We start from the raw sequence: 23,709 nt of genomic DNA, 5'->3' as shown, positions 1-23,709 counted from the left end.
TATTGGGATGAAGTTTAGTTTATCAATCATTGAACATAAAAAGAGCAGCGAAAGTGCTGCTCGTTTATTGAATGTTTTCAAGTTAGCTGTTTAAGCCAAATGGATCGTCAATGCTGTGGCTTGGCTGGGTAAACCAACGCGGGCCGTCATCTGTCATATAGAAGTGATCTTCTAATCTCACACCAAATTCATCTGGAATAACCAGCATTGGCTCGTTACTAAAACACATGCCTGTGGCAAGCGGGGTTTTATCGCCGCCCACTAAGTATGGCCATTCATGAATGTCTAAGCCAATACCATGGCCTGTGCGGTGTGGGCAACCTGGTGTTTGGTATTCAGGGCCTAAGCCTTGAGCTGCTAAGTAGCTGCGAGCTGCTTCGTCAACCGATTCACAGGTTTCGCCAAGGGCGGCTTGATTGAAAGCTGCTAACTGGGCCGCTTTTTCAAAATCCCAAAATAGGCGTTGGCGGCTGGTTGCTTCACCAAATACATAAGTACGCGTAATATCAGACAGGTAATCGTGCACTTTACATCCGGTATCAATAAGGACCATGTCGCCTTTTTTCAAAATTTGTGGATCTTTTACACCATGAGGGAATGAGGTAGCAAGGCCAAACAATACAATACAGAAGTAATTTCCCGGGGCACCTACTTTTTGATGCGCTTTTTTTATAAATTCTTCGACTTCTACTGTGCTAATTCCTTCATAAAGCATGCTCGCAGTAGCCTGATGAACCGCTAAAGTCATATCCATGGCGCATTGCATTAATGCTAATTCATTGGCTGATTTATGCATTCTACAATGTGCGGTTACAGGTTGTGCGTTAACTAGTTCTAATCCTGAACTGGCTTTATTGATGCCATCAAAAATAAAAAACTGTGCGCTTTCATCAATGCCCACGGTAGCGGTGTCGCTAATATTAAGCTGTTTCAGCACTTTAACGAATAGCTCAAAAGGGTTCTCGTGTTCTTGCCAGCCGTGTATTGGGCCATCAATGACTTTAAAGCCATTTAAAGAGCCAATTTCAAAGTGGGGGGCAATGTATTGCACCTCACCCGTGGCGGGTAAAATAGCGCCGACTAGTCGTTCACTGGCGTACCATTTCATACCGGTAAAATACGTTAAGTTGGTACCTGCATTTAAATATATCGCATCAATATTATTAGCTTGCATATAAGCTTGCGCTTTGGCCATACGTACTAAATACTCATCGGCCTGAATTGGCGTTACTGAGTGGGTCATATTGCTTAAACTATCAAGTGCTTGTTCGGGTGTGTGTGTACCAATACCAACTGTGGTCATATATTTCTCCTACAAAATTTTGCATAGTGTGTAGGCTAAACGCGTTCAATTCAAATTAATTGCGATTAGTGAACAAGGGATTAAACAAATGGGGGGAGTTATCAAGTCCCTCATTCCCAAGGACTTGATAACCTTGGGCTATTTTTTCGCGTAGGGTAAACGATTGAGCTTATTCGCCGTGTGGTAGCTATCTAATCCGGTTACTGCAACGGTATCGATGGCTTGTAAGTCTAAAAAGCCATCACTTTGAAGTGCTGATTTATCTACGTACACATCCATTATTTCGCCAATAACCAGCTCAGTGCCATTAACAGCTAAATGCTGGTTCTCAACAAATTTTACTGCGTATTTTAGTCGGCTTTGTGCAACAAAAGGCGCTTTAAAGTCGTTTAAGTACTCTGTTTTTAAACCCGTTGCATTAAACTCAGACTCGTCTTTGGCGTAACGTGCAGAGGTTTGGTGTGCTTGCTGGTATATATCACTGTTTACTTGATTAATGGTATAGATACCTGTTTCTATAATATTTTCGAATGTATGCCTTGGTACGCTGTGCGGGCGCATTATCATGCCTACTAGCGGTGGGTGTGCGCCTAAATGAATAACTGAACTGACAATGGCTAGATTAGTATTACCTTGTAAGTCTTGTGTGCCAATTAAGTTTGCACTTTTAAACCCTGAAAGTGAGTTGATAAAGTGTGTACGGGTATGTTTTTCAAGTGCGGCTATGCGGTCTTTCGAAAAATGCATGTGTTTGTTCCTTACCATTTTATGGTGTTTCCTTGCCAATCTAGGTAGGCAGGTTCGCCGTTGAGTTCTAGCTGTGGGTTTTCGTAAGTAAATTTAAATAATTGCTGAGCAACAAAGTCAGGGGTAAACAGTTTATCTGCGGGCACATTTTTTTGAAATGGCTTAGAGAGCTGTGTATCTGTAGTACCCGGGTGAAATAAAACAAGTTTGGTATTTTTAGCGCGACGAGCAAGTTCAATGGCGGCTGTTTTAAATAACATGTTCAGCGCAGACTTAGATGCGCGATAGGTATACCAGCCACCCAATTTATTGTCGTTAATACTGCCTACACGAGCGCTCAAAGCAGTAATTGTGCAGTGAGTTTTATGATTAAGCAGCGGCACTATACTTTGTAAGCACAGCAGGGGGACAAGTGTATTAGAGTGCAAAAGTTGCATAAAATAATCACTGTTAATTTCTTCGAGCTTTTTTTCCGGCATGTGCTGGTCGTTGTGTAATTGACCATTAAATATTATTACCTGAGCAAGCTCAATTTGTTGTGACTTTAACGACTGGGTTAGCTCATTTAGGCTTTGCGCCGAGTAGTCGCTGTGGAAATAGGTTACCTTGTCATCATTATGCTCAATATTCGATGAGCTGACACAAATTATATTAAATTGTGTTGCTTGCTGATTTAAATGATTTACGTAGGATTGTGCAATGGCGCTACTGGCGCCAAATAAAATCACTGTTTTCATTTTTCACCTTCAGATTTCATATTGCATTGACCATTACTACACTGCGCATTGGGCATTAAAAAACGGCTAATGTGGTGACGATATTTTGCAAAAAAAGTGTAAGCATGATCGGCAAAAAAGCGAATTACTGGCAAACGAATTATTTTAAGCCAGCGGTATTTTCCAACGATGCGCCAAGCTTGATAAGTGACGTCTAAGCCGTAAATCATCTGCCCCTTATCAGTTTGGGCGTGCAATAAATCCATGGCATTTTGTTTATCGATTGCGGGAAAACGCTCACTAAAATCATCCGCATTTAAATCTTCTAGTGTAATTTTATGATCAACATCGGCACGTTTTAAATGTTGCATTTCTGCATTGCAAAGGGGGCAATTGCCATCGTAAAAAATGATCATTTTGTCGCTTTGTGTTTATTTTACATATGCTTTTTTACGACAAGGCGATGCAAATGGATCTATTAAATATTCCCGCTTAATGATATTAATAGGTCTCCAAGAAACGAAGGAGAGCTAGAAATGAGTGAACAATATGCCGCCTTGCGAGGTAATGTTAATCTACTTGGTCAATTATTAGGACAAACTATTAAAGATGCCCAAGGCCAAGAGATTTTAGATAAAGTAGAAGAAATTCGGGCTTTATCAAAATCATCTCGCAGTGGCAATGAAGCCGATCGCCAAGCGTTAATTGATGTACTCCATGCGCTCAGTGATGAGGAGCTTTTACCGGTTGCCCGTTCATTTAATCATTTTTTAAACTTAGCTAATGTTGCAGAGCAGTTTCATACCGTATCACGTTTTAATGATGTTGGTTTTTGCCAACTAAATCCTCTCACTCAAACATTAAAAACGTTAGCAGCAAAGGCCGAACAAGGTCAGCTTAATCATAATCATTTAGCCGACACACTCTCAAAACTCCACATAAATTTAGTACTAACCGCTCACCCAACCGAAGTGACTCGCCGTACTATTATTAATAAACATGTTGAACTTAGCGATTGTTTAGCATCGCTTGAGCGTACCGACAATCTAGCGCAAGAACGTGAAGCAATATTAAATCGTATTGCGCAGTTAATTAGCCAAGCTTGGCATACTGACGATATTCGTCGTTCACGCCCAAGCCCTGTCGATGAGGCTAAATGGGGCTACGCAGTCATTGAAAACAGTTTGTGGGAAGCGGTGCCCCGTTTTTTACGTGAGTTTAGCCAGCATGTAAAACAACATTTAAGCTTAGAGTTGCCAGCAGATTACAGCCCGATAGAATTTACTTCTTGGATGGGGGGAGACCGTGATGGTAACCCGTTTGTAACCGCCGAAGTAACCAAGCAAGTGCTCGACCATGGCCGTTGGATGGCACTGGATTTATACCAGCGTGATTTAGAAACTTTGTGTGCTGAACTTTCTATGTCGGATGCCAGCGATGAACTCATTAAATTGGCTGGGCAAGAGTTTGAACCGTACCGTGCTGTTTTGAAAGATGTTAAAAACCAAGTTGCAGAAACGGTGATGCATTTAAGCGCTAAAATTAAAAATAAGCGCACTGAATCTCAAGACTTAATCACCGATATTAATCAAATTAAGCACCCCATTGAAGTGTGTTATCGCTCTTTATTAAAGTGCAACATGCAAGTAGTGGCCAATGGCTTACTACTGGATATGATCCACCGAGTAAATAGCTTTGGACTGCGTTTGGCAAAACTGGATGTGCGACAAGATTCGTCAAGACACAGTGATGTGTTTTCTGAGTTAACCCGTCATTTAGGTATTGGCGATTACAATCAGTGGGAAGAGCAAGACAAACAAGCTTTTTTACTGACAGAGCTCAATTCACGTCGTCCGCTAATTCCTAGGCATTGGCAACCAAGTCCAGAAGTGCAAGAGGTGCTCGACACCTTTGATGTTATTGCGCAGCAAGATGCAAAAACCTTTGGTTTATATATTATTTCTATGGCACGAACTGCTTCTGATATTTTAGCGGTGCAGTTATTACTTAAAGAGTCTGGCTGTGGTTTTGAACTGCCTGTGGCGCCTTTATTCGAAACCTTGGATGATTTAAACGATGGCCACAACGTCATCACTACGCTTTTAAATAACGAGTGGTACCGTGGACACATTAAAAACACCCAAAATGTAATGATTGGCTATTCAGACTCAGCCAAAGATGCAGGCATGATGGCTGCTGGTTGGGCACAATATGAGGCAATGGATAAGCTCGTACAACTAGCGGATGAACGCGGTATTGAGCTTATTTTATTCCATGGACGTGGTGGTACGGTTGGCCGTGGTGGTGCGCCTGCTGCACAAGCATTGCATTCTCAGCCACCGGGGTCGTTAAAAGGCGGACTTAGGGTAACAGAGCAAGGTGAAATGATCCGCTTTAAGTTTGGCCTGCCTAATGTGGCATTACAAAGCTTAAATATTTATGCGGGTGCGGTACTACAAAGCAATTTATTGCCACCACCAGAGCCTAAATCACAGTGGCGTGAAGTAATGGCATTAATTAGCGATGTGTCGTGTGAGCATTACCGTAATGTGGTGCGCCACGATGAAAACTTTGTGCCTTACTTTAGAATGGCGACACCTGAATTAGAACTGTCAAAACTACCGTTAGGCTCAAGGCCTGCAAAACGAAATCCAAATGGAGGGGTTGAGAGCTTACGTGCTATTCCATGGATTTTTGCGTGGAGTCAAAACCGGTTAATGTTACCTGCATGGTTAGGTGCACTAAGTGGACTTAAAGCCGCGCTTGAAAAATATGGGATTGAAACCTTAAGTGAAATGAGTTTGCAATGGCCGTTCTTTAGAGCACGTTTAGAAATGCTAGAAATGGTATTTAGTAAAGCGGATAGCTGGTTAAGTGAGCACTACGATAATGCGCTGGTGGAAGACATGTATAAACCTTTAGGTGTTGCCTTGCGAGAGGAACTTGGTGAGGCGATAACCTTAGTGCAATCATTGAGCCCACAAAAAAGCTTATTGGCTGATCAGCCTTGGATCAAAGAGTCTATTGGGCTTAGAAACCCATACACCGACCCGCTTAATGTATTACAAGTTGAGTTATTACGTCGCTCTCGTGGCGATGATAAAGGCAATGAAAATGATATAGACAATGCCTTGATGATCACTATGACCGGGATTGCAGCGGGTATGCGTAATACAGGTTAATCCAAAACTAGATTAGTTTTAGAGGGAACACACGACGTGTTCCCTTTTTTTACGTTGAATAGGCTGGTATTTAGTTTGCCAACCTTTTACACTACTTGGCCATTGAACAAATAAAAACTATTATGGCTTCAGCAACTTTTAAAGTGCAACATAATACAGCACTTAGCAATTCACACATCTCATTAAACGTAGCGCAAACCCAAGCACTACGTAGTCAATTAAAAACTCAACGCGGTATTTTACATTCAAGCGATATTAAAGCACTTTGTACTGAACTTAATGTCAGCGAAGATACTTTATTGCAAGGCTTGGTGCCTATGGCTTCAGAATTTTCAGTTGCACCTATTTCCAAATTTCATGTCGGCGCAATTGTAAAAGGGCTTGATTCACAAGGAAACACCACTTTTTACTTTGGCGCTAACGCTGAGTTTGACCATCAAGCACTTAGTTTAGTGGTGCACGGTGAGCAATCTGCAATTAATAATGCCTGGTTAAATGGCGGTAAAAAAATTCTTAAAATAGCGATTAGTGATGTCCCATGTGGGTACTGTCGTCAATTTATGAATGAACTGGCTGATGCAAAAGAGCTTGATATTTTACTGCCAGCACAAAACTTTAAATTGGCAGAGTTATTACCTCATTCATTTGGACCAACCGATTTAGGCAATGAGCACAGCTTATTTAACCCAGCAGAGCAAACTAATTGTTTTGAAAACAAACAACTTGATGAAAAGCTGATGAGCTATGCTTTAGCGGCTTATGTGCCATACAGCCAAAATTACAGTGCAGTAAAAATAAGTACGTTTGAAAACGGTGATTTTTATGGCAGCTATGCAGAAAATGCAGCGTACAGCCCGAGTTTATCGCCATTACAAAGTGCTGTGAGTCAGTTGTTTTTAGCAGGACTGAGCTTTGATAAGCAAACAGTTAAATCAGTTACGTTATTAGAAACGGCTGGTCATGAAAACCAATCAGGGGTGGCAAAAGCCGTGTTAGCAAGCTTTACTGGCTTGCCAACACTTGAGGTTATTAGCGCAACATTAGCCAAGTAACACTTTAGCGGCTTCAAGTACCACGGCAACCGATTTTTTCTCAATCTCGCCGTGGTCTACGTTAGGAATTTCTTGACGCGTTCTATTTACTAATACACCTGCAACACAGGCTGCTTGTAGGCCAAGAGCGGCACACATAGTAAATAAAGTAGCTGATTCCATTTCGTAGTTCATCACGCCTAGTTTTTGCCATTCTTCACAGCTACCCTGTAATGACTTAGGAACATAACCAGAATGCGTATCGTAACGCTCTTGTCCTGGGTAGAAGGTATCGCTTGAAGCGGTGATACCGATATGAAAATCGATGTTTAGGTTTTCACAGGCTTTTACCATCGCTTGAGTGGCAAAAAAATCAGAAACAGCAGGGTAGCACAGCGGTGCAAAATGCTGACTCGCGCCATCTAAACGAACTGAGGCTTGGCTAATTAAAATATCGCCTTCGTTAATGTGCGGCTGAATCGCGCCTGTTGTGCCAATGCGAAGAAAGCTACGTACGCCAAGTTGAGCCAGTTCTTCAACCGCAATTGACGTTGAAGGGCCGCCGATACCGGTTGAACATACAACCACTGAGTGGCCGTTTAATTGGCCTAAATAAATGTGAAACTCACGCGTTTGAGCAAGGCAGGTTGGATTATCTAAGAACTGTGAAATGCGTGCTGCACGATCTGGATCCCCTGGAACAATAGCCAGTTTTGCACCTTTTAAATCATCAATACACAGTCCTAAGTGAAATACCTTTTCCATAACTAAGCCTTTTTAATAAGAGTTGTTGTCAATTTAACATGATTACGAGAAACCTAAATGAAGTACAGGACGGATGTCCGTATTGATTTATTCATCAACTCTGAATATTCAATCAATGGCTAAAATTACTAACAAAATGAGCCAGTTGACTTGTTTGCTCAGACACTATATTCATACCTCAGAACAAACCAGTAGCTAGCCAAAAGAGTTGTTAGCTAAATTTTAAATTGTTTATATTCATAAGGTTAGTTAGTAGTTTTTGTATTGTTTTGCCGCTGACCTAACCTCGCAAAACACAACGTTCAGTGATTTTTATAACCACAGACAATTAATTTTTAATTTATTCAGCGTTCGTCGTTTTGCATAACTACTCAATAATAGACAAGATATTCAGATTGAAAAAGGGTTTACAATGAGCACACAATTTCAAGCATTTAAAAATAAAGTTGAACACTGTTTATGTGCACCTGGCGACGGTGTATTCACGGTTAATACGGCAAAAGAACGCAAAGCAGCACTCAGAAATAAATTATATGGTCAAACTGAAAATGTCGATGCTTTATGGCGTGACTCGCTAAATGAATTACCTAACTCACCCCACAAAGCGGTTATGCTGGGGATTAGCTCTGATTGTGGTGGTGGTATTTTACGCGGTGCAAACTGGGGGCCTTTATTTTTACGTTCAGCTTTAATTGACCAGCAAACACAGTGTCGTTCATTTGACTTAGGTGATGTGCGCGTAATACCGCATTTATTACACGATAAATACTTAAACGAGGCAACAATTACCAATTGCCAAAAAGCGCTTTATGGCAATGACAATAACGATCATTTCGTAAGTCCACTGTCTATTACCGAAGATGTATGTGACAGCTTTTATGCAACATTCCAAGATAAAGGCATTTTTGGCATTGGTGGCGATCATTCTATTAGTTACCCGCTGACAAAAGCGTACTTAAAAGCAAAGCGTAGCCAAGGTAAGCGTACGGCTATTATTCATTTTGACGCCCACACCGATTTATTGGTTGAGCGTTTAGGCATCGATTTATGTTTTGGCTCTTGGTGTACCCATATTTTAGAATTTTTACCCGCGCCACATCATTTAATTCAATTTGGTATTCGCTCAAGTGGTAAGCCTAAATCACATTGGGAAAGTACCTTTGGCGTTAAACAGCACTGGGCAGCTGAAATTATTGAGCGTGGCGCAGCCGCTGTTGCTGCCGATACAATCGCGCAATTAAAGGCCGACAAGGTTGATGAAGTGTATGTAAGCTTTGATATTGACGCACTAGATGCGCAATTTGCCTCTGCGACAGGTACGCCTGAAGAAAATGGATTAACACCACAGCATGCGCTTGATATTTTGTCAGCTATTGCTGATGAGTTTCCAATAACCGGTGCAGATATGATGGAAATCGCACCGTTTACCGACAGCTCATTAGTGGGGCAATCAAGCTCAGAGACGACGCTTAGAGAAGGCGCTAAAATTTCAGCATTCTTAATTGCAGCAATGAATCGTTAATCCCACAGGCCCAAAATTGGCTATTTGTAAATAATCCGCTATATTAAATTTGCTTTTATCAAAAAAGTAACATCTTAAATTTTATATAGTGGGTTATTGTGACTAAGTGGTATTGTGTATTATTGCTCATTGTAAGTCATCATTGTGTGGCTAAACTTACTGTTGTAACAGAGAACTTCGCGCCTGCGCAGTATCTGGACGCGAATAACAATTTAGTAGGTGATGCTGCCGATAAAGTCCGATTAGTGCTTGATAGCGTAGGTATTGATTATTCAATTTCTGTAAACGATTGGAGTATGGCTTACAATATTGCACTGAGAGATCCCCAAACCTGTATATTTTCTATTTCTCGTTCGCCTGAGCGGGAACATAATTTTATTTGGTTTGCTAAGCTTGCCCAATTTGACACTAATTTTTACTCCCTTAAAAGCAAAGGTATTTCCTTAACTAATTTAGAGCAGGCAAAGCAATACCGTATTGCGGTTTTAAAAGATAACTACAGCCATCATTACTTACTTTCAAAGGGCTTTAAAGAAAACGAAAATTTAATGCTGTTTAGTAGTTTTGATAATATTTTTAAGATAATCCAAACCCGAAGTTCGAGTATTGATTTAGTTGTTATACCAGCGCAGCGAATAAACCATGAACAATCTCATTTATTAAATAAATTACAACTCGAATTACTCATGCCAATCAATGCCCATCAAGCCCCTTTATATTTCGCCTGTAATAAAAATCTACCCGATAACGTAAAGCAACAACTTAGCGCGGCTTTTTCTTCATATGAGTCTAAACTATAAATATTAAGTTTTTGATTTTTATTAATTATTAATATTATTTAAATATCAATTGCCCTGTCTATAAAAGCGTCTATAATCCAGCTGCTTTTGCTTGTAAAAGCGATTATTTTGGAGTTATAAATGGGTGATTTAATCGGGATTGCGTTATTAATCTTGATGAGTGCGTTATTTGCGATGTCAGAAATTTCGATTGCCGCTTCACGCAAAATTAAGTTAAGAGTAATGGCGGACGAGGGCAATGTTCACGCTTTGGCGGTTTTAAAGCTGCAAGAGCAGCCTGGGGCTTTTTTCGCCATGATCCAAATTACGCTCAATGCGATTGCGATATTAGGCGGGATTGTTGGCGAGCAAGCATTGTCTCCTTATATGCAAGAAATACTACAGCTGTTTTATCAAGGTCCATTACTTGGGCAAATTAGCTTTGTATTATCGTTTTTAATTATTACCTCGTTATTTATTTTATTTGCCGATTTACTACCAAAGCGTTTAGCGATGATTTTACCTGAGGCCGTTGCGGTGAGAGTGGTGACAATTATGCGCTGGGTTACTTTTGCGCTCACGCCACTGGTACTATTTTTTAATGGCTTAACCAATATTGTTTTACGGGTGTTTAAAGTGCCCAGTGAACGTGAAGATATTGTGACCACTGAAGATATTGTTGCGATGATGGATGCTGGTGCTGAATATGGCAGTTTACAGCAACAAGAGTATGATTTAATAGGAAATGTATTTGATTTAGAAGCGCGTTTTTTATCAAGCGTTATGTCACCGCGTGAGCAAATTGTTTATTTTGACATTGATGAATCTAGCGACGATATAGCAAATAAAATTATAGATCACCCGCACAATCACTTTTTAGTGTGCAAAGGCAATCTTGATAAGTTAATTGGCTCTGTTGAGTCTAAAGATATTTTACGCCAAGTACTCAAAGGTGAGGCGGCAAATATTAACGATGACATGCTTGATAAAGATATTTTTTTCTTGCCCGAAACATTGAGTTTATCTGAAGCGTTAAATGCGTTTAAAACCGCTGTACATCCTTTTGCGGTGGTAGTTAATGAGTATGCTTTGGTGGTTGGGATTGTTACGGTTAAAGATTTAATGAAAGGTTTTATGGGCGATTTAATTACTCATCAAAGTGAAGAGTTAATTATTGAGCGCGACGCGAGTTCTTGGTTAGTAGATGGCTTAACCCCGATTGTTGAGCTGGCGAAGGTACTTGAAATTGATGAATTTCCTGATCAAAATCATTATGAAACCGTGGCCGGATATTTAATCTATACCATGAAACATATTCCTAAACGCGCAGAGTTTGTTTTATTTGCAGGTTTTAAATTTGAAGTTGTGGACGTGGAAGGAATTCGTATTGAGCAATTACTAGTCTCTAGAGTTAATACTGACAACGAATAATGACAGCCAACATAGCTTAAGAGCAGCCAATGAAAGTTCATTGGCTGCTTTTTTTATGGGTGTTGCTTAAATAACTCAGCTGTTATTTGTGTTACTTATCTATTCAATTGTAAAAATGTGTAAATGTTGCTCAGTAGCTATTTTTAATTGCTTTACTTTAGTTTAGAATGATCGTTCATTCTAAACTAAAAGGTATTTTACATGCAGCGTTCCCGCATCGCTTTTTTTGTATTTTCGGCCCTCGTTGGTTCTGTTGCTTTAAGTGGTTGTGATCAGGTTGCTGAACAGCCTAAGGCTTCTGCTCCTGCAGCGACACCTGTTGGTGTGGTCACCTTAACAAGCCAAGCTATTACACTTAAAAAAGAATTACCAGGGCGTGTTAGTGCGTTTCAAATTGCTGAAATTCGTCCTCAAGTAAGTGGTATTGTTCAATCTCGCTTATTTGAAGAAGGCACACAGGTTGAGCAAGGCCAAGCGCTTTATCAAATTAATCCTGACATTTATGAAGCAGAACTCGCAGCCAGCAAAGCGGCCGTTGCGCGCGCAGAGGCTAGTATTGCAAGCAGTAAATCTAAAGCGTCGCGTTATAAAGAATTACTAGAAATTAAAGCGGTAAGCCAGCAAGACTTTGATGAAGCCGATGCAGCATACAAGCAAGCACAAGCCGAGCTATTAACAGCAAAAGCACAGCTTAAATCTGCACAAATAAACTTAGATTACAGCCATGTATCTTCTCCGATTAGTGGTCAAATTAGTAAATCGAACGTTACTGTTGGTGCGCTTGTAAGTGCTAATCAAACAACGGCACTGGCAACAGTAACCCAGCTTGACCCTATCTATGTTGACTTAACGCAATCAAGCAATGAGCTAACTCAACTTAAAAAAGCCATTTCTTCTGGTTCACTAAGTGTTGACTCAAAAGCACAAGCCGACGTTGAGCTGCAAATGGAAGATGGCTCTATTTACCCAATTAAAGGCACGTTACAATTTTCTGAAGTAACTGTAGACCCAAGCACTGGGTCGGTAACTTTACGCGCTAAATTCCCAAATCCAGATAAGTTATTACTACCGGGTATGTATGCACGTGCCTCAGTGGTTGAGGGTGTAAAACAAGACGCTATTTTAGTGCCGCAGCGTGGAGTAAGCCGAAACACCAAAGGTGAGCCAACAGCGATGGTTGTAAGTAAAGAAAACACCGTAGAAAGCCGCGTGTTAAAAGTAGATAGAACGATTGGCTCTAACTGGTTAGTTACCGCTGGATTAGCTGATGGCGATAAAGTAATTGTTGAAGGCTTACAAAAAATTCGCCCAGGTGCGCCAGTTAGCCCTTCAGAAGTTTCACCGTCTGCAACAGCCGACAAAGCGCAATAACGGAGAGTTTTAATGTCACGATTTTTTATCGACAGACCCATCTTTGCGTGGGTGCTTGCTATCGTGGTTATGCTTGCAGGTGTGTTGGCTATTCAAAGTTTACCAATAGCACAATACCCGTCAATTGCACCGCCAGCAATTAGCATTACCGCTACTTACCCAGGGGCATCAGCTCGTACCCTAGAGGATACGGTTACCCAGGTTATAGAGCAAAAAATGAAAGGACTAGATGGCTTGTTGTATATGTCATCTACGTCTGAGTCGAGTGGTTCGGCTACGCTTACGCTTTCATTTAGCGCTGATACAGACCCAGACATTGCACAGGTACAAGTGCAAAACAAGTTAGCCACAGCTACACCGCTTTTACCAGAAGAAGTGCAAAGGCAAGGTGTATCGGTGGCTAAGTCTGCACGTAACTTTTTAATGGTATTAGGTTTTGTATCAAAAGATGGCAGCATGACCAATATCGACATTGGTGATTATGTTTCATCTAATGTGCAAGATATTATCTCGCGTGTTGAAGGGGTGGGTGAAGTTCAGCTATTTGGCTCTCAATATGCTATGCGTATTTGGTTAGACCCAGCTAAGTTGCAAAACTACAAATTAACCCCTGCTGATATTAGCACCTCAATTAGTGCGCAAAATGCACAGGTATCTGCTGGTCAATTAGGGGGCATGCCAGCGGTTGAAGGCCAGCAGCTCAATGCAACGGTAACAGCACAAAGCCGTTTGCAAACCGCAGCAGAGTTTGAACAAATTATAGTAAAAGCAAACGCTGATGGCTCGTTTGTTCGCCTTAAAGATGTAGCGCGTGTGGAGCTAGGTGGCGAGAGCTACCGTGTTGTAGCTCGTTACGATGGAAAACCTGCATCAGGCCTAGGTATTAAGCTTGCCAGTGGCGCCAATGCCCTTGATACAGCTGAAGGTGTAAAAGCTGCGATTGCAGAGCTTAAAGCGTTTTTCCCTGAGGGATTAGACGTTGTTGTACCCTACGATACCACCCCTTTTGTATCACTATCGATTGAAAAAGTGGTTAATACCTTAATAGAAGCAGTGGTACTCGTTTTTGTTGTTATGTATCTGTTTTTACAAAACTTCCGCGCTACGCTTATTCCAACGATTGCTGTGCCGGTGGTGTTACTCGGTACTTTTGGTATTTTGTACACGTTTGGCTATTCAATAAATACATTAACCATGTTTGCCATGGTACTTGCCATAGGCCTACTGGTTGATGATGCCATTGTTGTAGTAGAAAACGTTGAGCGTGTAATGAGCGAAGAAAAACTCTCTGCGCTTGAGGCAACACGTAAATCAATGGATGAAATTAAAGGCGCGCTAGTGGGTATTGCTATGGTGCTGTCGGCGGTATTTATTCCGATGGCGTTCTTTAGTGGCTCTACCGGTGTTATTTATCGTCAGTTCTCTATTACATTGGTATCAGCAATGGGACTATCGGTATTGGTGGCGCTTATTTTAACACCTGCGTTGTGTGCTACGCTTTTAAAACCAAGCCATGTTCACGATAACAGCTCGTTATTCGGTCGTTTTTTCAGTGGTTTTAACCGCGGATTTGATAAAACTAATACAGGCGCACAAAGTCTTGTCAGTCGTATGATCCGTTTATCTAAGCGCTATCTTTTATGTTATGGCCTTATTGTAGCGGGTATGGTGTATATTTTTTCAAGCTTACCAACGGCATTTTTACCAGATGAAGACCAAGGTATTTTGTTTAATCAGGTGTCATTACCAGCAGGCTCAACGACTGAAGAAACGCTTGAAGTAGTTAAAAAAGTAGAAAAACACTTTTTGAACGATCAATCGGATGCTGTAAATGGTATTTTCACGGTGACTGGATTTAGTTTTGCAGGTTCTGGCCAAAACTCAGCAATTGCCTTTGTTAACTTTAAGCACTGGGATGAGCGTCAAGGCGAAGGTTTATCTGTGCAAGCAGTTGCAGGTAAAGCAATGGGCTATTTTTCTACCATTAAAGAAGCGTTTGTATTTGCATTTCCGCCGCCAGCGATTGTGGAACTAGGTACAGCCAATGGCTTTAATATGTTTTTACAAGACCGTGTTGGACTTGGCCACGAGGCTCTACTGGCCGCGCGTAACCAGTTATTAGGCTTAGCAAGCCAAAGCCCAATTCTCGCGGGCGTACGACCTAATGGCCAAGAAGATATGCCTGAGTTACAGCTGGATATTGATCTTGCAAAAGCAGAAGCGCTTGGTGTGTCGCAAAGTGATATTAATAGTACGCTTTCGACGGCGTGGGGTAGTAGTTATGTAAATGACTTTATCGACCGTGGTCGCGTGAAAAAAGTATACCTGCAAGGCGATGCTGAATCGCGAATGGTGCCTGAGGACTTAAACAAGTGGTATGTACGTAATGATAGCGGTGATATGGTGCCATTTTCAGCATTTGCCAGTTCGCATTGGACCTATGGTTCGCCACGTCTTGAGCGTTATAATGGTTTTTCTGCTATGGAAATTCAAGGAACAGCTGCGCCAGGTTACAGTACAGGGCAAGCAATGGATGAAATGGAACGTTTAGTCAAGCAACTACCTAACGGTATTGCCTCTGAGTGGACTGGTATTTCGTTTCAAGAGCGATCAAGTGGCGGTCAAGCGCCGTTGTTATATGGATTATCACTGTTATTTGTATTTTTATGTTTAGCTGCGCTTTATGAAAGTTGGTCAGTACCATTTGCAGTAATGATAATTGTGCCACTGGGTATTTTTGGTGCGATTGTAGCCGCCTTTATGGGTAACTTATCAAACGATATTTACTTACAAGTGGGTTTATTAACCACCATAGGTTTAGCCTCTAAAAATGCCATTTTAATCGTTGAGTTTGCGATTCATAAAATGGAAGAAGGCTTAAGCTTAGTTGACTCGGCGATTGCCGCTGTACGCCTTCGCTTACGTCCTATTTTAATGACCTCAATGGCCTTTGTGTGTGGTGTGCTTCCATTAGCTATTGCCTCAAGTGCTGGTTCAGGTGCACAAAATGCATTAGGTATTTCAATTATTGGTGGAACACTTGCCGCCTCGTCATTGGTTGTTATTTTTGTACCGTTGTTTTTTGTTTTAGTACGTAGACTGTTTTCAGGAAAGGCTAAAACCACCTCCGAGGAGGAAGTATAATGAGTTTAAGAGCAATCAGTTTTAGTGCTTTTACTTTAGCAATTTTATCTGGATGTCAGTTAGCTCCTCAAAAGGAAGCGCTAAATTTACCTGTCCCTGATGCGTATGCATCAGAGACAGGGGATGAGCAGGTGTCCTCGTTAAAATGGCAGCAGTTTTTTAATGATGAAAAACTTAAAACACTGATATCACAAAGTCTTGAACATAATAAAGACCTACAAATAGCTGCTCTAAATGTTCAGCGCGTGCGTGGTTTGTATCAGATTGAAGATTCAGCGTTATATCCATCACTGGATTTTAATGCATCAGGAAGTCGTCAGCGTTTACCCAGCGATTTATCAGCAAGTGGTCAACCACAAATAAGTTCTCAATACAGTGCAACGGTAGGCATGACGGCTTACGAGTTAGATTTATGGGGTAAAGTACGCAATCAGTCAGAGCAAGCATTACAAACGCTTTATTCAACTCAACTGAGCCAATACACCATGCAAGTGTCGTTAATTGCAGAGCTTGCTAATGCCTGGTTAAATTACGCGACCGATCAACAGTTGTTAGCGTTGGCACAAGAAACGTTATCATCGCAGCAAGCATCCTTATCATTAACCCAAAAAAGTGTTGATTTAGGTGCCGCTTCTAAAATTACGCTGGAACAGCTTAAAAGTACGGTAGCCACAGCGAAAGTTGATATTGCTAAATACCAACGTTTAGTGAAACGCGATAAAAACGCGCTTGATTTATTAGTAGGTAAAACGGTAGGTGAGGATTTACTGCCAAGTAAGTCATTAAATTATTTATTAGACTTGCCTAGTGTCCCTGTGGGTTTACCTTCTGATTTACTAACGCAGCGACCAGATATAAAAGCAGCAGAGCATCAGCTGTTAGCCGCTAACGCTAACATTGGTATTGCCCGTGCAGCGTTTTACCCGAGCATTAGTTTAACTGCCAATGCAGGAACTGCATCACGTGATTTAAGTAATTTATTTGATGCAGGCTCAGGCACATGGAGCTTCATGCCATCGGTAAATTTACCTATTTTTAATATGGGTCGAAATCAAGCAAATTTAGATGTCGCTAACGCAGAGCAACAAGTTGCTGTAGCAACGTACCAGCAAAAAATACAGCAAGCATTTCGTGAAGTTGCTGATGTACTTGCGGATAGAGAAGGCTATAACGCACAGTTAATGGCTCTTGAGGAGTTATTACAAAGCCGAAAGACAACCTTTGAATTATCGCAGGCGCGCTACGACAAAGGGGTTGATAGCTTTTTACAAGTGCTTGACGCTCAGCGAACTTGGTATAGCGCAAGGCAGCAATTGATCACGGGCCAACAAGCTGTGCTTGCAAGCCAAATCAATTTATACAAAGCGGTTGGCGGTGGCTGGCAGACCACTACTTCAACCGTTAAGTAAATTAGTACGCATAAAGCCTGTTAACAATAAAAGGTTTTATGCGCGATTAAAGTAATGCCCGTTTAGCGTTTATTTTTTGTGATCAAAGCAGTAAACGCTAAATATTTCGAGTTGAGAGACTCGATACTGGAGTTTCAAATGAAACCTAAAAATAAAAAACACCTAGATCCGGTGCAAGCACAAGCGCGTCGCGAGCAGGTATTAACCGCCGCTGCTGATTGTTTTCGTCGCAAAGGCTACCATGGCGCAGGTATGGCAGAAATAGCTAAAACAGCCGGGATGAGTGCCGGCCATATTTATAATTACTTTGAAAGTAAAGAAGCCATAATTGAAAGTATTATTGAACAAGATATGGAAGAAATGTTTTCCATATTTCAAGAGTTTGAAGATCAACCTGGCGATATTTTAACAGTGTTACTTGATGGCTTACACCATGGTGTGCAGCGTCATATGGACACGGGGGCCTGCGTAGTTGACTTAGACATGATGGCAGAGGCCAGTAGAAACAAAAAAGTCGCTTTATTACTACGCGAGGCTGATACGCAAGCACGTAACAGAATGCGTGATTTATTAGTCAGTGAAAGTAGTTTAATAAAATCACATTCAGAGCAAGAACTCGAAAGCCGCATTAATGTGATTTTCTCAGTGATGGCCGGACTGCTATTACGAAAAATGTTATTTCCTGAATTGACCGAGGAAACTGTATTGATTGCACTGCGCCCAGCGATGAAAACATTACTTATGCCATTTGATAAATAATAAGTTGAAGCATTAAATAACTATGAATATTTGACTGATATTGTTGTAAATATGAAAGAGTTATATAAATTAAGCTGCTTTTATTTAAGCGTAATCAATAAAAACTGAGTACGATGTTTTAGCGTGAAGTCATTCCTTTTTATATTATAAAAGCATTGATTAACAGTGGGTTATAGCCAATTGATGTGATATCAACGCCGGTGGCGAAACGACAACAAACAAGATAAATTGCTTTTTTGGCGTATTATTTGCAAGTTAGGACTATATTAAAGGCGCTAATATGGCGCTGCCAACTTAAAGGAGAGCTCATGTGGGCTGCAGTCAGTTATCTTGTAACAGCATTAGTATTTATAGTACTGGGATTGAAGGTTAATTCTGTTTACTTCGCGGTTGCATTTTTTTGGACGGCGCTGTCGCTGATATTGGTCAGCGGTGCTTATTTTTTTAACGCAGGAAAAGTATTTAGAAAACGCGAAAATGGCGTTATCCCTTTTTACATTCGTTGGGCATTTGTTCCTTTTTTGTTAGGTGCACAAATTTATAATGCATGGTCACGCAAACACGATAAGGTACCCCCAATTCAACAAATAAACGATAACTTATTTTTAGCATGTCGTTTGTTTCCCTCTGATATAGATACATTAAAAGAAAATGGCATTACCGCTATTTTAGATGTGACTTGTGAATTTGATGGACTTGAGTGGACATCTACCCAAGAAAATATTAGTTATTTAAACATTCCTGTTCTTGATCATAGTGTGCCTACTCACTCGCAATTAAACCAGGCAATTAACTGGATCCATCATCATATAAAGAAAGACCGTCGTGTTGTGGTGCATTGTGCATTAGGTCGCGGACGTTCGGTGTTTGTTATGGCAGCGTATTTATTGAGTCAAAATAAAGAAGCTGATGTACATGACATTCTTGCTCAAATTAAAGAAACACGTGAAACAGCCAATCTTAATAAACGCCAATTACGCCATTTAGTTAAGCGCCACCGAAGAGGTGAGCTACTGATAAAAAATAAAGCATATTTAATTGCTAATCCTGTATCAGGCACTAAGTTATGGTCTGAAAAAGAGCATTTAATCGTTACACGTTTATCTGCTTATTATGATTTAACCATTTTAAAAACTACACCGGAACAAAACGGCATTACATTGGCTAAACAAGCTATAGAGCACGAGCCTGATATTATAATTGCCTGCGGTGGAGATGGCACAGTCACTGAGGTTGCGAGTGTTTTAGTGGGTACGTCTTGTCGATTAGGAATTATACCGTTGGGGACAGCTAATGCGTTGGCCCATGTGCTGATGGGAATAAAATCTAAATTTATTCCTGTTGAGCAAGCGTGCGATTTAATAATTGATGGTCAGACAAACCTGATCGATACCGCATATTGTAATAACGATTTGATGTTATTGCTAATTGGCATTGGCTTTGAGCATGCAATGATTGAAAAAGCAGATAGAGAGTCGAAAAATAAAGCTGGCCAGCTTGCTTATTTAAATGGTTTTTTACATTCCTTTGGCGAGAATAAAGCGCAAAAGCTGATGGTTAAACTCGATGATAATGAGCCTGAAGCTATTAATACAAATAGCTTTATTGTCGCTAATGCTGCCCCATTTACAACCCTTTTAGCCCAAGGTGGGGGACAACCCGACCACCGTGATGGATTATTAGACGTAAACTGGTTAACGCCAAACAAAGACAATGAAACCACAGTATTGAGTATTGCTGAGCTAATGTTTAGCAGTATCACGCAAACACATTTTGCTATTAACTCGCATTATACTAACGCAAAACGTGTAGAGATAAGCGCAGATAAAACGCTAGATTATGTAATTGATGGTGAGGTTAAATCTGCCGATAAAGTGGTAGTGAGTATTCACCCTGCTTCATTGAATGTAATATGCCAAGAACAAAACTAACTGACTAAAAATGGCGTAAATATTACGCCATTTAGCACTCATTTATTTTTTAATAGAGGGCCATACAAAATCTGATGTATCAGGTTGCGTGGGCTCTGTTAGTTTTGGTTTATTTCTGGGTTTTCGTAGCGGTTTATTACTCATGGTATGAATATAAAGTGCTTCTACTTTATCTCTTGCCCATGGGGTTTTACGTAAAAATTTTAAGCTTGATTTGATACTCGGAGAATCAGTAAAGCATTTTATGTTTACTTGTTCACCCATTGCTTTAAAGCCTAAACGTTGCTCTAGTTCTACAAGAATTTGCTCTAAAGTTATCCCATGTAGCGGGTTTTTTGGTTGATTATTCATAGTCACACTGCTTTTTTAAACTGCATGTATTGTAACGTATCCCACCGCATCTTAATAGTTTGGAGATGGCTGGCAGATTCCAGATTGTTAATCTTGATTAATTTACAGTAATAGTTGCAGGCTTCTTGGGGTAAATAAGGTTACCTTGCTTATCAAGCTTTAGCCAAATCAATTGACTGTTGTTATGTTGGGGGTACTTTGCAGCACAAATAAGCGTAACTGAGTGAACCTGCAGTATAGCTCCTTCGCTGTAACGTTTATTATCATACCAGCACTCAGTGCTAGTGTTTATAAGCTGGGTAGCATCAACAATAGGAAGCGTTTGTATTGTGTTAGCGTAGCTTAAAGCTGAAAAACACAAGCATAAAACAGCAATAATAAAAGTAAAATAATAACGCATGAATAACCTCAAGGTGTTTAAAATAACTACACTTAGCAAAAAAACATGCTAGGGTAAGTAAGACAACATAAGTAAAACACAGAACAATAAAAAGGTGAACAGATATGCTATTTAATCAAACCATGATTGACGAATTTACACTACTAGCAAAATTTCCACGCGAGAGCAAAATGCAGGGAATTAAACTTCATTCAGACGCTGAACCCGCCTTACTAAGCGCAGCACAACGTTTGTTCGATAAAGGGGTTATAGATAGCCCAGATGGTGGCTATTTAACCGAACTGGGCTTAGATTTAATTGAGCATGTCACTGTAATACACAGTGCACTTAAAAGTTAATTTACTCTATTAGTTTGCATCAGGTTGATTTTCAGGGGCTGCATCAATAAAGGCTGCCAACTCATTACAACGCTGATATATGGCTGCTATTTTAGGGTAGGCAGCCATATCTACTTTAAAACGAATGGCATTAAATACCTGCGGTACTAAACATACATCAGCTAAGCTTGGCGAGTCGCCTGCGCAAAATGTGTTTTTGCTATCTAGCATGCGTTCTATTTTTTCAAAACCCACTTCAACCCAGTGGCGGTACCATTTATTTTTTGCTTCATCATCAACATTGAGTTCACTACTTAAATACTTAAGCACACGTAAATTATCAATCGGGTGAATATCACACGCAATTGCATAACTTAAATTGCGAATATGTGCTTTTTGCCATGCATTACCAGGCAGTAATGGTGTTTCAGGATATTGCTCTTCAAGGTACTCTAAAATTGCTAGAGATTGACCTAATATGCCGTTTTCTGTTTCTAAAGAAGGTAAAAGTCCTTGGGGGTTTTTCTGTAAGTAATCTGTGCTTTGTTGCTCTGATTTTAGTAAGTTTACCGGCACCAACTGGTGAACAATATTTTTTAGGTTTAATGCGATGCGCACACGATACGCTGCAGATGAGCGAAAATAAGTATAAAGCTTCATAATCTAATTACCCTTGATTGCCGTTAAAGTGTTTTTTAATTGTGCGCCAGCAGTCAGTGTAATTAGCTTGGCGCTCTTTACCTTCTAATGCGTATTTAGTCGGTGAAATGACATAACGGGATTCAAACATAAACGCTAAGGTATTTTCGTATTTTTGTGGAACCAGTTCCGCATTAGATGCTTTTTCAAATACATCCGCTTCAGGTCCATGCGGAGACATACAATTATGTAAACTTGCGCCACCTGGCACAAAGCCATGCTCTTTTGCATCATATACACCTTCAATTAACCCCATAAATTCACTCATGATATTACGATGATAGTAGGGCGGACGAAAAGTGTTTTCAGCAACCATCCAACGCGGTGGAAAAATAACAAAATCAACATTAGCCATTCCTTCAGTAGCTGATGGCGAGGTTAAAACGGTAAATATAGAAGGATCCGGATGGTCAAAGCTTACTGTGTTCATTACATTAAATCGCGATAAATCGTATTTATAAGGCGCGCTATTACCTGTCCATGCAACAACATCGAAAGGGGAATGCTTAATCTCACAGCTGAATAAGTTGCCATTAAATTTTGACACCAGTTCAAAATCACCTTCTTTATCTTCAAAAGCTGCAACTGGGTATTGAAAGTCACGGTCGTTGGCATAGCCGTTTGCACCAACAGGGCCTCGCTCTGCAAGCTCCAAAGCATGACCATAGTTTTCGCAGATATAACCACGGGCCGTTGATTGTATTAAATCAACAGAAAACTTCATCCCTCGGGGTATGACTGCAACTTCACCTGGTTTTACACAGAGCTTACCGCATTCTGTATGCAGGAGTAGCTCGCCTTGTTGGGGTACAAATAGCATTTCACCGTCAGCGTTGTAAAAGTAGCGATCGACCATAGACTTGTTAGCAACATAAACATGAATACCGATGCCAGATTGCCCATTAGCACTGCCGTTAGCAGCCATTGTTATGAGTCCATCTAGAAAATCAGTTGGCTTTGTAGGAATTTCAACGGGGTTCCAGCGAAGCATAGTCGGAGGTGTTACGGCTTCAGTTATAGGCGCAGTTCGAATCAAGCCGTTATCAACAGCGGTGTAATCACCTTGCACTACCGAAGGGCGTAACCGATACAGCCATGTTCTGCGGTTAGCTGCTCTAGGCGCGGTAAATGCTGTAGAGCTAAATTGTTCAGTGTAAAGATCGTACTTAACTTTTTGAGGAGTAAATTGCCCTATAGGCAAGGCATCGGGTAGCGCTTCGGTTTCAAATTCATTACCAAAACCGGTCATGTACTTTAACTGTTCTGCCATTACTGACTCCTGTGAGAGAAGGCTAGTTTTATGTTTTATTTATTTAAGTTAAGATACTCTCAAGTGAGAGTAATTTCAAATTGCTCAATGAATGTGTATGTAAATATAAATGAACAGCGAGTAAACCTATTTAACGGGATAACAATGAAACTGGATTTAGACACTTTTTTAGCATATCAACTAATTAATGTAGCAAGTTTGGTAAGTAATGACCTTGCTAAGGTATACCAGAGCAAATTTGACTTAACGATACCTCAATGGCGAATTTTGGCGAATTTAGCGCAATTTGGTCAAAGTAATGCCAAAAATTTATGTACGCAGGCAGATATGGATAAATCGACCGTGTCGCGTGCAATAAAAATATTAGTAGAAAAAAAGTTGCTAATGACTCAAATTAATTCAGAGGATAAGCGCGCAGCCATACTTTCATTAAGTGAAGCTGGAAAGGAGATGTATAAAAAAATAGTACCCGAGGCGTTAAGGTGGGAAAAAGAACTATTGGCTTCGTTGAACACACATGAACAAGATTTATTAATAAGCGTACTTAATAAGCTAAAAAATAAATTGCAGGCATAAAAAAGC

21 protein-coding genes are annotated in these 23,709 nt (G+C 40.5%); 12 read left to right on the top strand and 9 right to left on the bottom strand.

Translation table 11 applies throughout. The annotated features are described in order from the left end of the window. Positions 1-82: 82 nt before the first annotated feature. From ACTRWE_RS08670 to ACTRWE_RS08655, 4 genes are all read right to left on the bottom strand, one after another. A complete protein-coding gene (locus tag ACTRWE_RS08670) occupies positions 83-1,303 on the bottom strand; it encodes a M24 family metallopeptidase (protein WP_016899160.1) in 1,221 nt (406 codons plus the stop codon). A 138-nt stretch (positions 1,304-1,441) separates the two neighbouring features. Continuing rightward, positions 1,442-2,050 (bottom strand): flavin reductase family protein, encoded by a 609-nt coding sequence (locus tag ACTRWE_RS08665; RefSeq protein ID WP_016899159.1) that lies wholly within the window; start codon positions 2,048-2,050, stop codon positions 1,442-1,444. 11 nt (positions 2,051-2,061) lie between these two features. Beyond that, entirely contained in the window at positions 2,062-2,787 is a 726-nt protein-coding gene (locus ACTRWE_RS08660) for an SDR family NAD(P)-dependent oxidoreductase (protein ID WP_138563373.1), read from the bottom strand. Continuing rightward, a complete protein-coding gene (locus tag ACTRWE_RS08655) occupies positions 2,784-3,182 on the bottom strand; it encodes a thiol-disulfide oxidoreductase DCC family protein (protein WP_462879843.1) in 399 nt (132 codons plus the stop codon). The genes ACTRWE_RS08660 and ACTRWE_RS08655 overlap by 4 nt, the downstream gene beginning before the upstream one ends. A 120-nt stretch (positions 3,183-3,302) precedes the next feature. Between ACTRWE_RS08655 and ppc the strand changes: the two genes are divergently transcribed. Both ppc and cdd read left to right on the top strand, forming a co-directional pair. Then, a complete protein-coding gene (ppc, locus tag ACTRWE_RS08650; RefSeq protein WP_290219071.1) occupies positions 3,303-5,948 on the top strand; it encodes a phosphoenolpyruvate carboxylase in 2,646 nt (881 codons plus the stop codon). Positions 5,949-6,070: 122 nt separating this feature from the next. Next, entirely contained in the window at positions 6,071-7,000 is a 930-nt protein-coding gene (gene cdd, locus ACTRWE_RS08645) for a cytidine deaminase (RefSeq protein WP_290219069.1), read from the top strand. Here cdd and udp read toward each other — a convergent pair. Next, entirely contained in the window at positions 6,989-7,744 is a 756-nt protein-coding gene (gene udp, locus ACTRWE_RS08640; protein ID WP_008112319.1) for a uridine phosphorylase, read from the bottom strand. The two genes, cdd and udp, sit on opposite strands and share 12 nt — an antisense overlap. Positions 7,745-8,156: 412 nt before the next feature. Here udp and ACTRWE_RS08635 point away from each other — a divergent pair, with 412 nt between their 5' ends. The 8 genes from ACTRWE_RS08635 (at position 8,157) to ACTRWE_RS08600 (ending at position 20,090) form a co-directional block, all read left to right on the top strand. After that, on the top strand, positions 8,157-9,266 hold the full coding sequence (locus tag ACTRWE_RS08635) for an arginase family protein (RefSeq protein WP_008464328.1): 1,110 nt from the start codon (positions 8,157-8,159) through the stop codon (positions 9,264-9,266). A 98-nt stretch (positions 9,267-9,364) separates the two neighbouring features. Then, on the top strand, positions 9,365-10,066 hold the full coding sequence (locus ACTRWE_RS08630; protein ID WP_028834134.1) for a substrate-binding periplasmic protein: 702 nt from the start codon (positions 9,365-9,367) through the stop codon (positions 10,064-10,066). 120 nt (positions 10,067-10,186) lie between these two features. After that, a complete protein-coding gene (gene paeA, locus ACTRWE_RS08625) occupies positions 10,187-11,476 on the top strand; it encodes a polyamine export protein PaeA (protein ID WP_036983877.1) in 1,290 nt (429 codons plus the stop codon). Positions 11,477-11,677: 201 nt separating this feature from the next. Further along, the gene (locus tag ACTRWE_RS08620; protein ID WP_138626294.1) at positions 11,678-12,847 is read left to right on the top strand and encodes an efflux RND transporter periplasmic adaptor subunit; all 1,170 of its coding nucleotides are present in this window, start codon (positions 11,678-11,680) and stop codon (positions 12,845-12,847) included. Between the two features lie 12 nt (positions 12,848-12,859). After that, positions 12,860-15,991, top strand: a complete 3,132-nt coding sequence (locus ACTRWE_RS08615) for an efflux RND transporter permease subunit (protein WP_290219064.1) — start codon at positions 12,860-12,862, stop codon at positions 15,989-15,991. Continuing rightward, positions 15,991-17,400 carry an efflux transporter outer membrane subunit gene (locus ACTRWE_RS08610; protein WP_008112328.1) on the top strand — a complete coding sequence of 470 codons (1,410 nt, stop codon included), beginning with the start codon at positions 15,991-15,993 and terminating at the stop codon, positions 17,398-17,400. The genes ACTRWE_RS08615 and ACTRWE_RS08610 overlap by 1 nt, the downstream gene beginning before the upstream one ends. A 138-nt stretch (positions 17,401-17,538) precedes the next feature. Beyond that, positions 17,539-18,159, top strand: a complete 621-nt coding sequence (locus tag ACTRWE_RS08605) for a TetR/AcrR family transcriptional regulator (RefSeq protein ID WP_008464339.1) — start codon at positions 17,539-17,541, stop codon at positions 18,157-18,159. Between the two features lie 308 nt (positions 18,160-18,467). Next, entirely contained in the window at positions 18,468-20,090 is a 1,623-nt protein-coding gene (locus ACTRWE_RS08600; protein ID WP_290191367.1) for a diacylglycerol kinase family protein, read from the top strand. Positions 20,091-20,132: 42 nt separating this feature from the next. On the opposite strand, the gene ACTRWE_RS08595 is transcribed toward ACTRWE_RS08600, so the two are convergent. Beyond that, positions 20,133-20,441 carry a VF530 family protein gene (locus ACTRWE_RS08595; protein ID WP_028834132.1) on the bottom strand — a complete coding sequence of 103 codons (309 nt, stop codon included), beginning with the start codon at positions 20,439-20,441 and terminating at the stop codon, positions 20,133-20,135. A 97-nt stretch (positions 20,442-20,538) separates the two neighbouring features. Then, a complete protein-coding gene (locus ACTRWE_RS08590; protein WP_290191366.1) occupies positions 20,539-20,841 on the bottom strand; it encodes a DUF1496 domain-containing protein in 303 nt (100 codons plus the stop codon). 104 nt (positions 20,842-20,945) lie between these two features. Between ACTRWE_RS08590 and ACTRWE_RS08585 the strand changes: the two genes are divergently transcribed. Beyond that, a complete protein-coding gene (locus ACTRWE_RS08585; protein WP_008112333.1) occupies positions 20,946-21,179 on the top strand; it encodes a TIGR02647 family protein in 234 nt (77 codons plus the stop codon). Between the two features lie 9 nt (positions 21,180-21,188). Here ACTRWE_RS08585 and maiA read toward each other — a convergent pair whose 3' ends face one another. Next, positions 21,189-21,818: a maleylacetoacetate isomerase gene (gene maiA, locus ACTRWE_RS08580; protein WP_290191365.1), complete on the bottom strand. Its 630-nt coding sequence runs from the start codon at positions 21,816-21,818 to the stop codon at positions 21,189-21,191. A 7-nt stretch (positions 21,819-21,825) separates the two neighbouring features. Further along, positions 21,826-23,127, bottom strand: a complete 1,302-nt coding sequence (hmgA, locus tag ACTRWE_RS08575; protein WP_273002633.1) for a homogentisate 1,2-dioxygenase — start codon at positions 23,125-23,127, stop codon at positions 21,826-21,828. 144 nt (positions 23,128-23,271) lie between these two features. Here hmgA and ACTRWE_RS08570 point away from each other — a divergent pair, with 144 nt between their 5' ends. Continuing rightward, positions 23,272-23,703 (top strand): MarR family winged helix-turn-helix transcriptional regulator, encoded by a 432-nt coding sequence (locus tag ACTRWE_RS08570; protein WP_262976649.1) that lies wholly within the window; start codon positions 23,272-23,274, stop codon positions 23,701-23,703. Positions 23,704-23,709: the final 6 nt, after the last annotated feature.

This window comes from Pseudoalteromonas sp. G5_S1_54_S4, assembly GCF_054968565.1.
Note: the sequence above shows the minus strand (reverse complement) of the source record. Positions and strands in the feature narration are given on the sequence as shown.

Bases quoted from the DNA above. Each gene is read 5' to 3' on its own strand.
- ACTRWE_RS08595 (WP_028834132.1), bottom strand. From the start codon at position 20,441: ATGAATAATCAACCAAAAAACCCGCTACATGGGATAACTTTAGAGCAA.
- ACTRWE_RS08670 (WP_016899160.1), bottom strand. From the start codon at position 1,303: ATGACCACAGTTGGTATTGGTACACACACACCCGAACAAGCACTTGAT.
- ACTRWE_RS08665 (WP_016899159.1), bottom strand. From the start codon at position 2,050: ATGCATTTTTCGAAAGACCGCATAGCCGCACTTGAAAAACATACCCGT.
- ACTRWE_RS08600 (WP_290191367.1), top strand. From the start codon at position 18,468: ATGTGGGCTGCAGTCAGTTATCTTGTAACAGCATTAGTATTTATAGTA.
- paeA (WP_036983877.1), top strand. From the start codon at position 10,187: ATGGGTGATTTAATCGGGATTGCGTTATTAATCTTGATGAGTGCGTTA.
- maiA (WP_290191365.1), bottom strand. From the start codon at position 21,818: ATGAAGCTTTATACTTATTTTCGCTCATCTGCAGCGTATCGTGTGCGC.
- ACTRWE_RS08655 (WP_462879843.1), bottom strand. From the start codon at position 3,182: ATGATCATTTTTTACGATGGCAATTGCCCCCTTTGCAATGCAGAAATG.
- ACTRWE_RS08585 (WP_008112333.1), top strand. From the start codon at position 20,946: ATGCTATTTAATCAAACCATGATTGACGAATTTACACTACTAGCAAAA.
- cdd (WP_290219069.1), top strand. From the start codon at position 6,071: ATGGCTTCAGCAACTTTTAAAGTGCAACATAATACAGCACTTAGCAAT.
- hmgA (WP_273002633.1), bottom strand. From the start codon at position 23,127: ATGGCAGAACAGTTAAAGTACATGACCGGTTTTGGTAATGAATTTGAA.
- ACTRWE_RS08570 (WP_262976649.1), top strand. From the start codon at position 23,272: ATGAAACTGGATTTAGACACTTTTTTAGCATATCAACTAATTAATGTA.
- ppc (WP_290219071.1), top strand. From the start codon at position 3,303: ATGAGTGAACAATATGCCGCCTTGCGAGGTAATGTTAATCTACTTGGT.
- ACTRWE_RS08590 (WP_290191366.1), bottom strand. From the start codon at position 20,841: ATGCGTTATTATTTTACTTTTATTATTGCTGTTTTATGCTTGTGTTTT.
- ACTRWE_RS08610 (WP_008112328.1), top strand. From the start codon at position 15,991: ATGAGTTTAAGAGCAATCAGTTTTAGTGCTTTTACTTTAGCAATTTTA.
- udp (WP_008112319.1), bottom strand. From the start codon at position 7,744: ATGGAAAAGGTATTTCACTTAGGACTGTGTATTGATGATTTAAAAGGT.
- ACTRWE_RS08615 (WP_290219064.1), top strand. From the start codon at position 12,860: ATGTCACGATTTTTTATCGACAGACCCATCTTTGCGTGGGTGCTTGCT.
- ACTRWE_RS08660 (WP_138563373.1), bottom strand. From the start codon at position 2,787: ATGAAAACAGTGATTTTATTTGGCGCCAGTAGCGCCATTGCACAATCC.
- ACTRWE_RS08620 (WP_138626294.1), top strand. From the start codon at position 11,678: ATGCAGCGTTCCCGCATCGCTTTTTTTGTATTTTCGGCCCTCGTTGGT.
- ACTRWE_RS08635 (WP_008464328.1), top strand. From the start codon at position 8,157: ATGAGCACACAATTTCAAGCATTTAAAAATAAAGTTGAACACTGTTTA.
- ACTRWE_RS08605 (WP_008464339.1), top strand. From the start codon at position 17,539: ATGAAACCTAAAAATAAAAAACACCTAGATCCGGTGCAAGCACAAGCG.